Raw genomic sequence first — 14,823 nt, 5'->3', positions numbered from 1 at the left:
GTGCCGGTCTGTGACCGGCACCGCCCGACTCGTGGCCGACTACAGGCCCAGTGCGCGCTTGACCGCAGAGAGCGGCGGATTGGTTGCGGTGGTTCCGTCCGCGTACTTCACCGTCGGAACGATGTGATTGCCGTCGTTGACGCTGCCGACGAACTCTGCGGCTGCGGGATCGGACTCGATGTCGATCTCGGCGTAGCCGATGCCGTTCTCGTCGAGCTGCTTCTTGAGGCGCTTGCAGTACCCGCACCACGTGGTCGAGTAGATGGTGAGAGCGGGCGATTCGGGGCTCGTCAGATCAGGGGTCGTCATGACGGCGACAACGTCGCACGGCCTCTGATCTGTTCCGCTCCACGCCGAAATGTGTTCTGCGACACAGGCGGCGTGCCCGAAGGTGACGCCGGACGGGCGTGATGTCGGTCCGCACTGTCATGATGGAGGCCATGCGTGTGGAAGCGGCGGTGGACGGTCTCGACCCGGAACAGGCAGCGGCAGTCCTCGCCCCCCGAGGGCCGGTGTGTGTTCTCGCAGGCGCCGGTACCGGCAAAACCCGCACCATCACGCGCCGGATCGCTCACCTCGTTTCCGACGGCCACGTCTCGGCCGGACAGGTCCTCGCCGTCACCTTCACGGCGCGCGCCGCGGGAGAGATGCGTTCACGGCTTCGGGAGCTCGGCGTCGGCGGATCGGGCCCGCAGGTTCAGGCACGCACGTTCCACGCTGCTGCTCTGAGGCAGTTGCGCTACTTCTGGCCGCAGGTGGTCGGTGACATTCCGTGGCACCTGCTCGACCGCAAGTTCGCGGTCGTGTCGCAGGCCGCGCATCGCGCCGGATTTCCGACCGATACCGACACGGTCCGCGACCTCCTCTCCGAGATCGAATGGGCGAAAGGGTCGCTCCACGCACCCGAGGACTACCCCGCAGCAGCGGCTCGGGCACGGCGTGAGCCACCCGCCGACGCCGAGCGGGTCGCGAAGGTCTACGCCGCATACGAATCCCTCAAGAACCGAGGCGAGGACGGCATCTATCTCGACTTCGACGATCTGCTGCTGCAGACGGCTGGTGCCCTCGAGAACAATCCCACGGTGGCCGAGGAGTTCCGCGACCGATATCGCTGTTTCGTCGTCGACGAATACCAGGACGTGACGCCGTTGCAGCAGCGTGTGCTCGACGCCTGGCTGGGCGAGCGAGACGATCTGACGGTGGTCGGCGACGCGAACCAGACGATCTACTCGTTCACGGGCGCCTCACCGAAGCACCTGCTCGATTTCTCCCGCCGGTTTCCCGAAGCCACCATGGTCCGGCTCGAACGCGACTACAGATCAACTCCACAGGTCGTCGACCTTGCGAACCGGGTGATCGGCCAGGCGCGGGGCCGGATCGCCGGAACCAGGCTCCAGCTGATCGGTCAGCGCCCACCGGGGCCCGAGCCGGTCTTCGCCGAGTACGACGACGAACCTGCCGAAGCGAAAGCTGTCGCGAAGGCCATCGCCAAGCTGCTGCGCGACGGTGTGGCGGCGTCCGAGATCGCCGTGCTGTACCGGATCAATGCTCAGTCCGAGGCCTACGAACAGGCCTTCACCGAGACCGGCATTCCCTACCAGGTGCGTGGGGGCGAAGGGTTCTTCCAGCGCGCCGAGGTGCGCCAGGCAGTGAACGAGCTGCGGAAGACCGGTTCGCGCGACGACCTTCCCGAGGACGCAGACCGTGGAACCAACCTGATCAGCCTGGTCCGGGCCACTCTCGTCCCCCTCGGCCTGACCGACGCCGAACCTGCAGGCACCCAGGCACGCGAGAGGTGGGCGTCGCTCACCGCTCTCGTGCAGCTCACCGAGGAACTCCTCGAACACGAACCGGACCTCACCCTTGCGAGCCTGCTACGCGATCTCGCCGCGCGCGCCGAAGCCCGGCAGCCACCGACCGTGCAGGGCGTCACCCTCGCGTCGCTGCACGCGGCGAAGGGGCTCGAGTGGGACGCCGTGTTCCTCGTCGGGCTCACCGACGGCATGTTGCCGATCACGCACGTCACAGGCGACAAGGACACCGCACCGGACGAAGCCGGCATCGAGGAAGAACGTCGGCTGCTGTATGTCGGGGTGACGCGTGCGCGCGTGCATCTGCAGTTGTCCTGGGCGCTGTCGCGTACCGAGGGTGGGCGCAAGTCTCGCCGGCGATCGCGATTCCTGCTGGGTTTGATCCCCGACAGTTCGCCGGCGTCGAAGATCGTCGAACCGGCGCCGCCGAAGAAGAAGCGCCCGCAGTGCCGGGTCTGCGGGAAGTCGTTGATGACGTCGACCTCCACGAAGCTCGGCCGGTGCGAAGGGTGTCCGTCGAACCTCGATGAAGACCTGCTGGTGGCGCTGAAGGATTGGCGACGCGACCGGTCGAAAGAGCTCAAAGTGCCAGCCTACGTGGTGTTCACCGACAACACCCTGGTCGCGATCGCCGAACAGCAACCCGCCGACGCTCGGGCTCTCGTGGCGATCCCGGGCATCGGGGCGAGGAAGCTCGAACAGTTCGGGGCCGACGTCCTCGCGCTCGTGCGCGGTGAGCGGACCACAGAGGCCCTCGACCTGTAGGGCTCAGCGTGTCTGCAGTGCGGGGGCGATCGTGGTACTCCACGCCTCGCGTAGCTGATCTTCGAACAGCGCCCACGTGTGTGCACCGGTGTCGCGCATCGACACTGTCGCGGGGACACCCGCGTCTTCGAGGGCGTCGACGAACAGTGCGGTGCATCGGTGGACGAGTGCCTCGACCACCATGCCGCCGACCGGCGGGGTCGCACCGTCGGGGATCTTGTCCACTGCGCCGACAGCTCCGCGGGACGCGCTGACGTACACGGCGGTGCCCGCCAGTTTCGCGGCGTTGGCTGCGGGATCGTGCGCTCTCCACCCTCGGCTGCCGGGCGGGCCCCACATGTTGAAGGGGTTGTTCAGGCCGCTGGCGATCATCGTCGAGATACCCACGGTGGCAAGAAGGTTGCTCGGTGCCGGACACCCACTGAACGATGCGGCGGCCTGATACAACTCCGGCGCTTGGATCGCGAGATCCAGTGCGGGCCCGCCACTCATCGACAACCCCGCGACGGCGTTGAGTCCGGTCCCGCCGAACTCACGGTCGATGACACCCGGCAGTTCCCGGGTCAGATAGGTCTCCCACATGTTCACGCCCAGGATCGGGTCGGCGGCCCCCCAGTCCGTGTAGAAGCTGAAGCGTCCGCCGACCGGCAGTACGACCGTCACATTCTTGTCGGCGAAGAATTCGGGCGCCTGTGAATTGTTCATCCAGCCGACGCCGTCCTCTCCGCCGAGTGCACCGTTGAGGAGATACAGGGTGGGCAGCGAGCCGCCGTGTGCGGGTCGGAGAACGTCGTTGGAGATGACTCGGTCCATCGCCGGCGAATAGACGTCGACGATGGTGTGGGTGGGGGAGAGTGCCCGGGTCTCCACCACGTGCGGTGCCCGGTTCGACACTGCACTACTCTCCGACAGTTGAGGCTCCGCAGAGGGCTGCGCTGACGGTTGAGGCTCCGCCGCGACCGGCGTGCTTGCTCCGATCCCGAGGGCCATGGCCGCAGCCGAAATCGACAACACACGCAACATTGAGCCCACACACAACTTCTGCACCACCAGATGGTTGCACGCCATAAGGCGGAGGGGGTTGCGGGGCGATGTTGGGTCGGTTGCGATCCGGTCTCGGCCCGGAAACCCTCACTCACCTCTGTGGGTGGAGAGCGCCGATCGGTTCCGTGTCGAGTGCGGCCGCAAGTGTCATCGGCGTCGTGTGGTGTGGCTTCGTCAGCCGTTGCACAGGCAGAAATGGTGTCCTGCCGGATCGCGGAACACCCGGAAGGACGTCGCCGGCGAGAGGCCGTCGATGCGGGTGGCACCGAGGTCGAGTGCCACTCGCTCGGCATCATCGAGGTCGGGGACGTGGAAGTCGAGGTGGGCGAAGACGCCTTCTCCCGGCCACATGCGAGGAACGAAGTCCGGTGCGCGCTGGAATGCCATCGCAGTGGCATCGTCCCGGGCGAGTTCCACCCACTCGTCCCGGTCATCCGAGATACGCCAGCCGAGCAGTTCGCCGTAGAAGCCGGCGAGGGCCCGTGGATCGGGGCAATCGAGTACCGGAAGGAATCTCGTCGTCGCGAGTGCCATGCGTCCACCGTAACCGCGATCGGGCGCGGGAAGGCAGAGATCGCGACAAAACCGCAGGTAGAAAATAACTTGTGCCATCCGCGGAGGCATCACTACTCTGGATGACGATGTCACGGGAGAGCCCGTGCACGAATCACGGCAGGAGGTAGCACCGATGCTCGGCTTCACAGCGCTCGCGCTCATCGCTGCCCCCGCCGCCGGGGCAGCCGACGTGGCTGCTCCGCGCGCCCGTCGTGAGCGTGCAGCAGCCGTCTCGTCCGTGGTCAGGACTCTGCCCGAGGTTCGCCTCCGGTAGACGCATCCGATTCCAGGCCACGGACCCCGCCCAGCGGACCGTGGCCTTTCTGATTTTCGGCTCGGTTCGCACCGCATTTCATCCGAACCACCGAAAAGGAGTTCTCGTGCCGAGCGACACTCTGTCGACCGCCCCGCACGATTCCGACGGAGATACCGGTGTGCGTGCCGGAATCCTGCCGTGCCACAACTACGACCCGGACCTGTGGTTCGCGGAGACACCCGACGGTCTCGAACGCGCCAAGGAACTGTGTTCCGCATGTCCTGTGCGTTCTCGCTGTCTGGCAGCAGCCCTCGACCGCGAAGAGCCCTGGGGCGTGTGGGGCGGCGAAATCCTCGACCGCGGAGCGATCGTCGCACGCAAGCGCCCCCGCGGGCGGCCGCGCAAGAATCCCGTGGTCACCGATCCCGACAAGGAATTGGTATGTGCATGAGCCGCTCCGGCGGCCGTGGGGGGACATGCTCCGCACGGCCGCGCGGGGCGGTCACTCGTCGACGAACGCGGGCAGCCACTCGGTGAGGATCCGCATGTACGGCGCATACGCGTCGAGCTGGGCGCAGATCCCCACCGAACCCAGCAGGACCCGGAAGACACTCAGATATTCGGGCGGGAGATTCAACGTCCGTGCGGTTCGGAACTGAGGACCGGAGAAGTCGGTGGCCACGCCGGCCACCTGCTGCAGCCATGAGCGAGTGAAATGGAACGACTCGGTCCGGATCGGGTCGGTGAACGGGCGGAGGTAATCGGCGATCTCCCGGTCCGTCACCGTCCGGCCGGGCAGCACGAACTTGTTGTCGTACAACAGCTGTGTCAGCTCGTCGAACCGTTCGTCGAGTGCAAGTCGGACCATCCGGCCCAGCACCGGTGGAAAGCCGTCCGGCATCGCTGCCGTGGCGCCGAAATCGATGACGCCGAGACGTCCGTCGTCGAGCAGCATGAAATTGCCCGGGTGCGGATCGCTGTGCAGCAAGCCCACTCGTGCCGGTGAGGAGAAATGGAACTCGGCGAGCAGGGCACCCGCGCGGTTACGTTGCTCCCGCGTACCGCCGGTGATGATCGAAGACAGAGGGGTTGCGGAAAGCCATTCGGTCACAGTGACTTTGGGGGCGCTCGCGACGACGCGGGGCACTACGAACTGTGGGTCGTGCTCGAAGACCTTCGCGAACGCACGCTGATTGTCGGCCTCGGTCCGATAGTCGAGTTCCTCCTCGGTGCGATCCGAGAGTTCATCGAGGATTGCCCGGACATCGGTGCCCGGCATCACGGTCGAGAACAGGCTCGCGAACCTCGACAGCGTCTTCAGATCCGCGCGCAGTGCCTCGTCGGCGCCCGGATATTGGACCTTGACCGCAACGTCGCGGCCATCGGACCATACGGCCCGATGCACCTGGCCGATACTGGCCGACGCGGTCGGCACGTCGTCGAACGATGCGAAACGCTCGCGCCACTTGGTGCCGAGCTGTTGGTCGAGCATATGGTGCACGGCCTTGGCAGGCAGTGGCGGCGCCTCCGCCTGGAGCTTGGTCAGTGCTTCTCGGTACGGCTCGGCGAACTCCTCGGGAACCGCAGCCTCCATCACGCTGAGCGCTTGTCCGAGCTTCATGGCGCCGCCCTTGAGCTCGCCCAGCACGGTGAACAGCTGCTCGGCAGCCTTCGCGGCCATCTCGGCGTCGATCTCGTCGCGATCGCCTCCGGCCAGACGCCTGCCGAAGCCCACTGCGGCGCGTCCCGCGATGCCCAACGGAATGGTCGCGAGTTTGGCCGTGCGGGAAGAACTTCTGCGAGGGATGTCTGCCACGCACACCATCATGCCTGAACGCACCCACATGATGGCCGCCCCGGGGTCCGGGTCACCCGGTGCACTCGCAGTCCGGATGGCGAAACCAGCGGCGCCTCGAAAGTCGGTATGACGACAGATCCACTTCCACGGTGTGATCGGCCACAGCGGGCGACGCGGATCCGGCAAGAATTGTGTCGAGCTCTCCCAAGGCGAGGGCAGCCGTGGCGAGAACTACCGCGCGTTCGGCGTGCCCCGGCCTGTCCCACAGCTGGGCGGCGAGTACGGGCCACGAGGGATCGAGATCGGTGCGGGTCAGATCCGCACACCGCAGACAGCTCGTGCTGCCGGGGACGACGAACGGACCCACGATTCCGCGCCCGTCCCTCGTACGGACCGTCAGATGCGGTACGCGGTGACGCATGAGGTCGCGAACCACGAGTGGATCGGGCACCTGGACATCCGCGAGGACCACGCACGCGAGGTCTTCGCGGAGCCGTTCGTCGCCGGTGTACCGACTCGCCCGAAACCATTTGGTGTCCCGCAACGACAGCTGCGTGCACAGTGCATCGGCGAGCGGGCCGTCACCGTAGATCCGGATCCGCTGCGCGGGCTCGGGTGCTACACGGGTACGGGGTGGTGCCGAGCCCCGGACGATCCCGGTTGCCACGAGGTCGTCGAGGAGCAACCGAACCCCGGCCGCATCCGCGCCCCGCTCGACCGCGGTGGCGACCAGTTCGTCATCGGTGTGCGTACCGTCCAGCAACTGCAGGACGGTACGCACATCGAATTCGTCGAGACCTTCGGGAGGGACGATGATGCGTCCGGTCTCGGGCCCCCACCCGAGCTGCACGCGACCATCGGAACGTCTCAACACGAGCAGCGAGGGATCGAACGAGAGGCCGGGGTGCGTGTCGGTATCGACCGACGCTTCGGTGCGAAGGGAACTGGTCATACCGGGAAGCTTCTCAGCCGCGTTGCTTCGTCCGGGGTTGTCCGGCCTGGGTTATCCACAGGGCTGAATGCCTGTGACCAGCGTAAAGACGGTCTCAGCGCGATTCGTCGGGATTCTCGTCGTCCGAGTTCTTCTCGCGCTCGTTCTCCTCGCGTTCCATCATCGCCTTCAGCTGCGCGATGGGATCGTCGAACGAGTCGGTTTCGTCCCCGATGACTCGGTCGACGAATGCGGTGGGGTTGTCGAGATCGGACGAATCGGGGAGCAGGTCGGGGTGTGCCCAGACCTTGTCGCGCGCGTCCGCGCCCGCATCGGTGGTGAGGCGACGCCACAGCGTCGCGGCCTCCCGCAGTTTCCGGGGCCGGAGTTCGAGGCCCACCAGCGACGCGAAGGTCTGCTCTGCGGGACCGCCCGTGGCGCGTCGACGGCGGAGCGTCTCGCTCAGTGCCGACACACCGGGGAGACGATCGCTGAGAGCGTCCGACACCACGATCTCGACCCAGCCCTCGATCAACGCCAGCATCGTCTCGAGCCGTTCGAGCGCGGCCTTCTGTTCCGGTGTGGTCTGAGGTTCGAACGCGCCCTGGCCGAGAAGCTCCTGAATCTTCGCGGGGTCGGTCAGCGACGCCGGATCGATGCCTTGCGCGAGATCTTCGATGGCCGAGAAGTCCATCTTGATTCCGCGGGCGTACTCCTCGACCGCGCCGAGCAGCCGCTGACGCAGCCACGGCACATGGCTGTAGAGGCGCTGGTGGGCGGATTCGCGTGCCGCCAGGAACACCAGCACTTCCTGAGCCGGCTGTTCGAGTCCCTCACCGAAGGATTCGATGGCCGCGGGCATCAACGCCGCAGTACCTTCCGGTCCGAGTGGGATCCCGATGTCGGTCGAGGTGAGTACTTCCTTCGAGAGCTGGCCGAGCGCCTGACCGAGCTGCGAACCGAACGCGAGGCCGCCCATCTGGGAGAACATGCCCATCATCGGCCCGACCATGGTTCGGGCTTCCTCGGGAAGCCCCTGCACCATCATGCCGTTGACCTGCTCGGCGATCGGGTCGGCGAGACGCTTCCAGGTGTCGAGCGTGTTGTCGAGCCAGTCGACCGGTGTCCATGCCACGGCCTTGGTGGCGCCCGCAGGCAGTGTCGTCGCAGCGTCGAGCCACAGCTCGGCCAGGCGTGCAGCGTCGCGCACGGCATCGGTGGTGCCCGTGGATACCGGGGTGACCGACCCGATCTGCTGACGCGCCAGCTTGGTGGCGACGTCGTAGTTGACCGGACCGGATCCACCGGTTCCCATCGCGCTGCCCATTCCGCTGAGCATCTGACCGAACTGGCTCAGCATCTGGCCGAACTGGGACGGGTCGAAGCCCTGCGCGCCGAACGGGTTGTCGCCGCCGCTGCCGGGCAGTCCGAAACCGAACGGGCTACCGCCCTCCGAGCCGCTTGCACCGCTGTCGGACCCCCCGTCCTTCTTGCGGTCGGGATCGTCGTCGGGGTTCGAGAATCCGAAGGGGGTGTCGCTCATACCGTCAACGGTACAAGGGGACGGAGCTTGAAACGGTCGGTGTGGTCACGCTGAACGCGAACATCGCCCGCCCGCTACCCTGGCCGGGTGAATCGACGCCTCGTGATGCCTCTTGCCGTCCTGCTCCCGGTAGTGGTCCTCGCGGTGCTGGCCTTCAACGTGCGCGTGCCCTACGTCGCACTCGGTCCCGGACCGACCTTCGATACTCTCGGCGACGTCGATGGAACGCCGGTCATCGAACTCGAGGGCATCGAACCCGACCCCACGACCGGTGAACTGGTGATGACCACGGTCGGTGTCACCGACAATCTGACCCTGGCCCAGACATTCCTGGCCTGGTTCAGCGGACGCTACGGTCTGGCGCCGCGTGAGCAGGTGTATCCGCCGACCCGCAGCAAGGACGAGGTCAAAGCTGCAGATCACGCGCAGTTCGCGCAGTCCGAGCGCAGTGCCGAACTTGCAGCACTCCACTATCTGGACATGCCCGTCACCCTCCGTGTCGCACAGGTGGCCGACGACGCCCCGGCCACGGATCTGCTGCAGAAAGGCGACCGGATCCTCGCTGTCGGTGGTAGCACGGTCAGCACCGCCGGTCAGGTTCAGCGCGCGGTCGGCGACACCGAGCCGGGCAGCGACCTCGAGATCACGGTCGAACGTGACGGCTCCGAGGAAGTCGTTCCCGTCACCGTCGGGGAGCGCCCGGGCGACCCGGACAAGGGCTTCCTCGGAATCGGCACCGAAGAGATTCCAGAGGTGCCGTTCACCGTCTCGTTCAACCTGGCCGATGTCGGTGGCCCGTCGGCGGGCCTGATGTTCAGCCTCGCTGTCGTGGACAAGCTGAGCCCGGGTGCACTCAACGGCGGTGCGCATGTCGCGGGCACCGGCACGATCGACTCCGACGGTGTCGTGGGTCCGATCGGCGGCATCACCCACAAGCTGACTGCAGCCGAGGAGGGCGGCGCCGAGTTCTTCCTGGTTCCGGCCGACAACTGCGCCGAGGCGTTGTCTGGAGCGCCCGACGGGGTCCGGTTGATCGAGGTGGAGACCCTCGAAGGCGCGATCGACGCACTCGCGTCGGTCACCTCGGGCGGCGACGCCCCGACCTGCGATTGAACCGGCCTGCGATTGAACCGGCCTGCGATTGAACCGACCTGCGGTTGAATCGACTGCGATTCAACCGATCGGTGACCGACCGAAACGCGACTGGACGGAGGCCCGGCTCAGTCGTCGTTCTCGGCCTCGAGCGTCGCGTACAGCGCCTCGACGACCTGGGGCGCGAGATCATCGGCGACGCGCAGTTCGGCGCCCGCGAACGGATCGTCGTCGGTGGGGCGAAGTTCGAGCAGGCTCATCGACGGGCCGTCGCGCAGCACCGCGGTGATCAGGCGGGCCTCGCGACGGTCGGGATGAGCATGCGCAGCGCCGAGCGCCGCGTCGTCGGCTGCGTGCCGGTCGGCGAGCCGGGGGACGAGGGCCTCGTCCAGGTCGGTTTCCGCACTCGGGGGAAGCACTACGATCTCCTGCACGAGCGCACACCCGGATACCGACTCCGGCCAGCTGGTGGTCGCGAGGAACTCGTCCAGTGCAGGACTGCCGCCTTCGACGTCGTCGGGCAGCAGATGCTGGACGATCGGCGTGTACTCGTGGCCGTCGTCGAGTTGGTCGCTGAGGGTCGGTTCCGCTGCCGCGAGCAGCGCGGTGGGGACCAGCGCGAACATCACCGGAGGCCGGTCCCAGCCCTCCGCATCGACGAAATCGATGATCTCGTGGACGGCATGCGAGAGCGCATCGGGAGAAGGAACAGGAAGGTGATCGTTCACATGCCTATCCTGACATCCGAGAGAACTGAATGTGTTCACCGGAGCGGTGGGTGCACCCTCGGCACGCGGTTTCCGTAGAGTAGGGCGAAACGGTCACCGGTTGTGACACGAGGTAGAGACGGCGCGGATCCCCGCGTCGCCGTACGAGTTGGGAGCGTGGCACGTGGGCATGAGGCCCCCGACCGGAGTACCGAGCCTGTCGAAACGAAGCAAGGCTCTGCTGATACTTGCCCTGGTGGTGGCCGTGTTGCTGCTCCTCGGCCCGAGAATTCTGGATACCTATACCAACTGGCTGTGGTTCGGCTCTGTCGACTTCCGCGCCGTCTACGTCAAAGTTCTCCTGACACGAGTCGCGTTGTTCCTCGTCGTCGGCATCCTGGTGGCGGCGGTGCTGTGGCTTGCACTGTTCCTCGCCTACCGATCGCGCCCGGTATTCGTGCCCACCTCAGGGCCCGGCGACCCGATCGCGCGATACCGGACGACGGTCATGACGCGGATGCGCGCCTTCGGTCTCGGCATTCCGATCGGCATCGGTGTGTTGTCCGGCCTGATCGCCCAGTCGAGCTGGGTGACGGTCCAGATGTTCTTCAATGGGGGATCGTTCGGCACCACCGACCCGCAGTTCGGGTTGGATGTCGGGTTCTATGCCTTCGACCTGCCGTTCTTCCGGTTCGTCCTCAATTGGTTGTTCGTGGCGATCATCCTGGCATTCTTCGCAAGCCTGGTCACGCACTACGTCTTCGGCGGAATCCGGCTCGCAGGTCGCGGCGGCAGCGGCGGCAGCATTTCCAAGGCCGCGCGTATCCAGCTGGCCGTGCTCGCGGGATTGTTCGTCGCCTTCAAGGCCGTGGCCTACTGGCTCGACCGCTACGAACTGCTGTGGAGCGGCCGGAAAGAGCCCACGTTCAGCGGTGCCGGCTTCACCGACATCAATGCGGTGCTGCCCGGCAAGTTGATCCTCATGGCGATCGCGATCATCTGTGCGATCGCGTTCTTCGCGGCGATCGTGTTCCGCGATCTGCGGATTCCTGCACTTGCCACAGCGCTGCTGGTGCTCTCGTCGATTCTCGTGGGCGCGATCTACCCGCTCATGGTCGAGCAGTTCTCGGTCCGACCGAACGCAGCCGTCAAGGAACGCGAGTACATCGAGCGGAACATCGCGGCCACGCGTGAGGCCTACGGCATCACCGACGACAAGGTCACGTACGAGGACTATCCGGGTGTGGGCACGGTTTCGCCCGAGGAGGTCCCGGCCGACCTCACGACGATCGCGAACACCCGCCTTCTCGATCCGAACGTGCTGCCTCGTACCTTCACACAGCAGACTCAGCTCAAGAACTTCTACGGATATCCCGAGTCTCTGGATATCGACCGCTACGAGGTCGACGGCCGCGTCGAGGACTACATCGTCGCAGCTCGTGAGTTGTCTCCCACGAGTCTCACCGGGAACCAGACCGACTGGATCAACCGCCACACCGTGTACACCCACGGCAACGGACTCGTCGCGGCTCCCGCAAACCGGGTGAACGCTGCCGCGAGCACCTCGGCCGAAGAAGCCGCGAACAGCAACAGCGGCTACCCGGTCTACATGATCAGCGACCTCGCGTCGCAGGCGGCAGGCAATCAGGTCATCCCCGTCGAGCAGCCGCGCATCTACTTCGGCGAGGTGATCGCCGAGGCCAGCCCCGATTACGCGATCGTCGGTGGAGGGGACGGGGCTGCCCCCCGGGAGTACGACACCGATACCGAGACCTACACCTACACGGGTGAGGGCGGCGTCGACATCGGCAACTGGATCAACAGGTTCGCATTCGCTGCGACGTATGCCGAGCGCAACATTCTCTTCTCCAGCGCAATCGGTGGCGACTCGAAGATCCTGTACAACCGCGACCCGCGCGACCGTGTCACCAAGGTGGCTCCGTGGCTCACCGCCGACGGCGATGCCTACCCGGCAGCCGTGGACGGCCGCATCGTGTGGATCGTCGACGCGTACACCACGCTCGACAACTATCCCTACGCGCAGCGCAGCTCACTCGAAGGTCTCCTCGAGGACAGCGTCGACCAGACCACCGGGCGTCTGCTTCCTCGCAAGGAAGTCTCGTACATCCGTAACTCGGTGAAGGCCACTGTCGACGCGTACGACGGCTCGGTCACGCTCTACCAGGTCGACCAGCAGGACCCCGTTCTCAACGCATGGATGGGTGTCTTCCCCGACGCCGTGACGTCGGAGGAGCAGATCTCCGACGAACTCCGCTCGCACTTCCGCTACCCCGAGGATCTGTTCAAGGTTCAGCGGGAAATGCTCGCGAAGTACCACGTCGACGAGCCGCTCGAGTTCTTCACCAACAACGCGTTCTGGTCGGTGCCGGCGGACCCGACGGTGGACACCACCGCCAATCAGCCGCCGTACTACTTGTTGATGGGCGACGAGGAGACCGCCGACCCCAGATTCAGGTTGACCTCCGCGATGGTGGGTTACAACCGGCAGTTCCTGTCCGCTTACATCTCGGTGGAGGCAGACCCGGAGAACTACGGGCAGTTCACGATTCTGCAATTACCGACCGATACCCAGACTTTCGGCCCGGAGCAGACGCAGAACGCGATGATCTCCGACACCCGTGTCGCATCGGAACGGACACTGCTCGAGAGATCCAACAGGATCCAGTACGGCAACCTGTTGACATTGCCGATCGCCGAGGGCGGCATTCTGTACGTCCAGCCGATGTACACCGAACGTAACCCGACGGCGGGGAGTACCTCCACGTTCCCGCAGCTCTCGCGCGTGCTGGTCAGCTATCGCGAGCCGGGCTCGGGCGGTGGAGTCCGGATCGGATACGCACCGACCCTGGCGGCAGCGCTGGACCAGGTGTTCGGCCAGGGTGTGGGCGATGCCGCGACGGCTCCGGGCGGTTCGGCTGTGTCGAGCGCGGAGGTCGAGGACGATACCCGATCCGAGACGGCCGAAGGTGCGGTGCCCGACGACGGACAGCAGCCGGAGCCCGGAGCACCCTCTGCGACAGTTCCACCCGCGAGCCGTGAGTCGGCGGTCGCCGAACTCGATTCAGCGCTCGACGAGCTGGCCAATGCACAGAGCAGTGGTGACTTCGATGCGTACGGCAATGCGCTCGCGAGAGTGCAGCGTGCAGTCGAGAGTTACCAGTCGAGTGGCGGCTGACGGCCACTGACGAGATGAAAAGGACCCGCCGACGGCGGGTCCTTTTCGTTGTTCGGTACTTGTTGTCGAGTCCGGATCAGAGTCCGGCGACGCTGACGAGCTGCGAGAACTGCGCATCGAAACCATGCTGCGCGGCGAGATCGGCCGCAGCGTCGATGGCCTGCTGGACCTCGGCCGGGAGTGCGGGCACCTCGGCGATCGGTGCATCGGGTACGGCCGGGGCGGCAGGTGCCTCGGGCGCGGGTGCTACCGGTGCGCTCTCGGTGGTCAGGTACTGGCCGCAGGTGGGCCATGCGCCGGGGCCCTGGGTCTGCAGCGTGTTTTCGGCGACCCGGATCTGCTCCGCCTTCGACGCGTGGGCGGCGTTCCCGGCACCGCCGTTGGCCTCCCAGGTGCTCTGCGAGAACTGCAGGCCACCGTAGTAGCCGTTGCCGGTGTTGATCGCCCAGTTGCCACCGCTTTCGCACTGCGCAACGCCATCCCAGTTGTGGGAAGCAGCGGACGCGGTGCCGGCGGCGAGGCCGAGCGGAATGGCGGCGAGCGCGCCGGTCACGACGACGGTACGAAGGGCGCGCTTGGTGAACGGTGTGGTCATGCTGTGGGTCCTCTCACGCTCGCGGCAACGGCACTCCCTCGACACCTCTGGCGTGATGGGTTGTGCAGTGCTTCTGCCCCTCCGAAGATCTTCGTAGGCACCGGTTCCCGCGGGGCAGACTCAGCGGCGGCGGTCCGGTGGTGGTCCGGTTGATTCGAACCGGGACCGACCGTACAAGGGGATCGGGGGAGGCGTCATCAGGTAGATTTCACCGGCCCACGTCCAGAATATGAGATGAGTCAGCGGGTTTCTGCAGGTCATAAGCGAAAATCACGCTCTCGTCACAAAGATGTTATTCATCCGTTATGTGTTGGGGATCATGGGTAAAAAGTGACCTGGGTCACCGCATTTGCTTCGGAATCCTCGGTGGCGCAGGCGATTTGCCTTTCGTTCCCCCGTTCGTGTAACTTTGTTCTTGCAACGCGGGGTGGAGCAGCTCGGTAGCTCGCTGGGCTCATAACCCAGAGGTCGCAGGTTCAAATCCTGTCCCCGCTACCAACGCGAAGGCCGGTCTTCCGAATTCGGAAGAC

Annotated in this window: 13 protein-coding genes and 1 tRNA gene; 6 read left to right on the top strand and 8 right to left on the bottom strand. The window is 65.9% G+C overall.

Annotated elements, in window-relative coordinates; all coding sequences use genetic code 11:
* Window positions 1–39: 39 nt before the first annotated feature.
* The gene (locus ACFWB0_RS25005; RefSeq protein ID WP_378493090.1) at window positions 40–309 is read right to left on the bottom strand and encodes a mycoredoxin; all 270 of its coding nucleotides are present in this window, start codon (window positions 307–309) and stop codon (window positions 40–42) included.
* A 101-nt stretch (window positions 310–410) separates the two neighbouring features.
* Here ACFWB0_RS25005 and ACFWB0_RS25000 point away from each other — a divergent pair, with 101 nt between their 5' ends.
* Window positions 411–2,576 (top strand): ATP-dependent DNA helicase UvrD2, encoded by a 2,166-nt coding sequence (locus tag ACFWB0_RS25000; protein WP_378493089.1) that lies wholly within the window; start codon window positions 411–413, stop codon window positions 2,574–2,576.
* 3 nt (window positions 2,577–2,579) lie between these two features.
* Here ACFWB0_RS25000 and ACFWB0_RS24995 read toward each other — a convergent pair whose 3' ends face one another.
* Entirely contained in the window at window positions 2,580–3,470 is an 891-nt protein-coding gene (locus ACFWB0_RS24995) for an alpha/beta hydrolase (protein ID WP_378493088.1), read from the bottom strand.
* Between the two features lie 324 nt (window positions 3,471–3,794).
* Window positions 3,795–4,154 carry a VOC family protein gene (locus ACFWB0_RS24990; RefSeq protein WP_378493087.1) on the bottom strand — a complete coding sequence of 120 codons (360 nt, stop codon included), beginning with the start codon at window positions 4,152–4,154 and terminating at the stop codon, window positions 3,795–3,797.
* 154 nt (window positions 4,155–4,308) lie between these two features.
* Between ACFWB0_RS24990 and ACFWB0_RS24985 the strand changes: the two genes are divergently transcribed.
* Together ACFWB0_RS24985 and ACFWB0_RS24980 are read left to right on the top strand one after the other, a co-directional pair.
* Window positions 4,309–4,449, top strand: a complete 141-nt coding sequence (locus ACFWB0_RS24985) for a hypothetical protein (RefSeq protein ID WP_378493086.1) — start codon at window positions 4,309–4,311, stop codon at window positions 4,447–4,449.
* Window positions 4,450–4,570: 121 nt separating this feature from the next.
* Entirely contained in the window at window positions 4,571–4,882 is a 312-nt protein-coding gene (locus ACFWB0_RS24980) for a WhiB family transcriptional regulator (protein WP_378493092.1), read from the top strand.
* A gap of 51 nt (window positions 4,883–4,933) precedes the next feature.
* Here the strand turns inward: ACFWB0_RS24980 and ACFWB0_RS24975 are convergent, their stop codons facing one another.
* The 3 genes from ACFWB0_RS24975 to ACFWB0_RS24965 form a co-directional block, all read right to left on the bottom strand.
* Entirely contained in the window at window positions 4,934–6,259 is a 1,326-nt protein-coding gene (locus tag ACFWB0_RS24975; RefSeq protein WP_378493091.1) for an ABC1 kinase family protein, read from the bottom strand.
* A gap of 40 nt (window positions 6,260–6,299) precedes the next feature.
* Window positions 6,300–7,181, bottom strand: a complete 882-nt coding sequence (locus tag ACFWB0_RS24970) for a TOMM precursor leader peptide-binding protein (protein WP_378493085.1) — start codon at window positions 7,179–7,181, stop codon at window positions 6,300–6,302.
* Window positions 7,182–7,275: 94 nt separating this feature from the next.
* Window positions 7,276–8,703, bottom strand: coding sequence for a zinc-dependent metalloprotease (locus ACFWB0_RS24965; protein ID WP_378493084.1), 1,428 nt, complete (start codon window positions 8,701–8,703; stop codon window positions 7,276–7,278).
* 87 nt (window positions 8,704–8,790) lie between these two features.
* On the opposite strand from ACFWB0_RS24965, the gene ACFWB0_RS24960 reads away from it, so the two are divergent.
* On the top strand, window positions 8,791–9,816 hold the full coding sequence (locus ACFWB0_RS24960; RefSeq protein WP_378493083.1) for a PDZ domain-containing protein: 1,026 nt from the start codon (window positions 8,791–8,793) through the stop codon (window positions 9,814–9,816).
* Between the two features lie 107 nt (window positions 9,817–9,923).
* Here ACFWB0_RS24960 and ACFWB0_RS24955 read toward each other — a convergent pair whose 3' ends face one another.
* Window positions 9,924–10,523: a PPA1309 family protein gene (locus ACFWB0_RS24955; RefSeq protein ID WP_378493082.1), complete on the bottom strand. Its 600-nt coding sequence runs from the start codon at window positions 10,521–10,523 to the stop codon at window positions 9,924–9,926.
* Window positions 10,524–10,686: 163 nt separating this feature from the next.
* Here ACFWB0_RS24955 and ACFWB0_RS24950 point away from each other — a divergent pair, with 163 nt between their 5' ends.
* Window positions 10,687–13,698 (top strand): UPF0182 family protein, encoded by a 3,012-nt coding sequence (locus tag ACFWB0_RS24950; RefSeq protein WP_378493081.1) that lies wholly within the window; start codon window positions 10,687–10,689, stop codon window positions 13,696–13,698.
* Between the two features lie 76 nt (window positions 13,699–13,774).
* Here ACFWB0_RS24950 and ACFWB0_RS24945 read toward each other — a convergent pair whose 3' ends face one another.
* Window positions 13,775–14,293 carry a transglycosylase family protein gene (locus ACFWB0_RS24945; protein WP_378493080.1) on the bottom strand — a complete coding sequence of 173 codons (519 nt, stop codon included), beginning with the start codon at window positions 14,291–14,293 and terminating at the stop codon, window positions 13,775–13,777.
* A 421-nt stretch (window positions 14,294–14,714) separates the two neighbouring features.
* Between ACFWB0_RS24945 and ACFWB0_RS24940 the strand changes: the two genes are divergently transcribed.
* Window positions 14,715–14,791, top strand: a tRNA-Met gene (locus ACFWB0_RS24940).
* Window positions 14,792–14,823: the final 32 nt, after the last annotated feature.

It is taken from the genome of Rhodococcus sp. NPDC060086, from assembly GCF_042730275.1.
GTDB lineage: Bacteria > Actinomycetota > Actinomycetes > Mycobacteriales > Mycobacteriaceae > Rhodococcus.
This window is presented reverse-complemented; position numbering and strand designations above follow the sequence as displayed.